This window comes from Rhodococcus sp. NPDC057014, from assembly GCF_042673295.1.
Taxonomy (GTDB): domain Bacteria; phylum Actinomycetota; class Actinomycetes; order Mycobacteriales; family Mycobacteriaceae; genus Rhodococcus_F.
Map to the genome: position 1 here is coordinate 1 of NZ_JBHUSF010000641.1, position 1,335 is coordinate 1,335.

Annotated in this window: 2 protein-coding genes; one reads left to right on the plus strand and one right to left on the minus strand. The window is 63.1% G+C overall.

Annotation, left to right across the window (positions count from 1 at the left end; all coding sequences use genetic code 11):
* Window positions 1–277 (plus strand): hypothetical protein (locus ACFTZB_RS45690; protein ID WP_378442619.1); only part of this gene is annotated, 277 nt, incomplete at its 5' end.
* 64 nt (window positions 278–341) lie between these two features.
* Here the strand turns inward: ACFTZB_RS45690 and ACFTZB_RS45695 are convergent.
* Entirely contained in the window at window positions 342–671 is a 330-nt protein-coding gene (locus tag ACFTZB_RS45695; protein WP_378442621.1) for an ANTAR domain-containing protein, read from the minus strand.
* Between the last annotated feature and the right edge of the window lie 664 nt (window positions 672–1,335).

A 1,335-nucleotide genomic window follows, 5' to 3' on the forward strand; every position in this document is an offset into this window, starting at 1 on the left:
TGCATACACGATGGGCATCCTTCTCCTCGGGCGGCGCCGCGCGGCGCCGACGGCCAAACCCCATCTCTCACACTCCTCCCCCGACCCGGACGAGACAATGATCGACGGCGATCGGCGAGAAAACCCGGACGCCTACTCGGACCGCTTCGAGGGCTCACCCTCGGCAACTGCGGTCGCGTGGTCGATGACCACACGCCTCCACCACGAATCGAGCGGACTGGGGTCCGGCCACACGACCGCATCGTCGGTGGGAGACGACGCGGTTTCGCGTACGTGACCCGATTCGGTTCGGGTGATCTTTTCGGGATCGGCCTGAATGCCGCCCACCGCCCCCTGCGGGGTCAACTTGCCTGAGCGTGTCGGCGGGGAGGGAGTTGGGCGACCAACTGCTCCCACTCGTCGAATCGGGCGGTGTCGGCCCTGCGCGGTCGGGATGAGGGACCGGCAGCCAGTTCGACCAGGCTCCGCGCAGCTCCGAGAACGGTCAGGTGATGGCGTCGTGCGACGTCGAGAAGTTCGTCGAACGCCTGGGCGTCGGTGCAGCCGCGGCCTGCAATCAGAATTCCCTTCGCGGTGCCGAGGAGTTCTCGGCCATCGGGACGCCTCCGCGGAATCAGGCGCGTCGGGCTGGGGACTGGAGTGAGGGTTGGTTCGGTGCCGTCCTCGATCATTCCGCAGTACTCCTTCGCTCTCGTGCATCTGCCGCCGGTGTGCCGACGATCCCGTCCGGACGCGAGATGTGAGTCACGTCACTGTCGATGCACGATCAGTTGTAGCGGACCGAGCCGCACCTGTCATCTAGACGCATGTCCAGCTCCTCCCCCGTTTGCCCTGGTAGTGCGGCACGCGGCGTGATTCGCCGCTAACATCACGATGCCAACTTGTGACCTGAACCACACGGTAGCGTTACCTCCGGGCGGGATTGCACCGACTTGACCACCATGTCGGCAAAGCCGGGTCCTCGCCGGTGCGGCGAGGCCGATGCGTCGGCCTCCCCACGAGAAACACGCACACCTTTTCAGAAATAACGTCGAGTTCTCGCTCCATTCTTCGGAGCGAAATGGACGGTTGTCAAATTTCACCATGTGAGAATACTCCGATTCAGTGAAACGACCCGAGATCGCGAACGCGATAAAGGAAGTAAGCGGCGATCGACGATCCCGTGGATTTTCAACATCAGCAGAGGAGTGAATTCTCATGGGTTCTGCAGGAATCGACGTCAACGTCGCATTCGAGGCGTTCCTGAAATGGCTGAGCCTCACCTTCGGCGGCGGAATCGGACTGGGCTGACCACCGGAGAGGTCCCACAAACGGTGGCCAGGCTCACCTGGGGAG

Coding starts and splice junctions, on each gene's coding strand:
- ACFTZB_RS45695 (WP_378442621.1), bottom strand. CDS start 671: ATGATCGAGGACGGCACCGAACCAACCCTCACTCCAGTCCCCAGCCCG.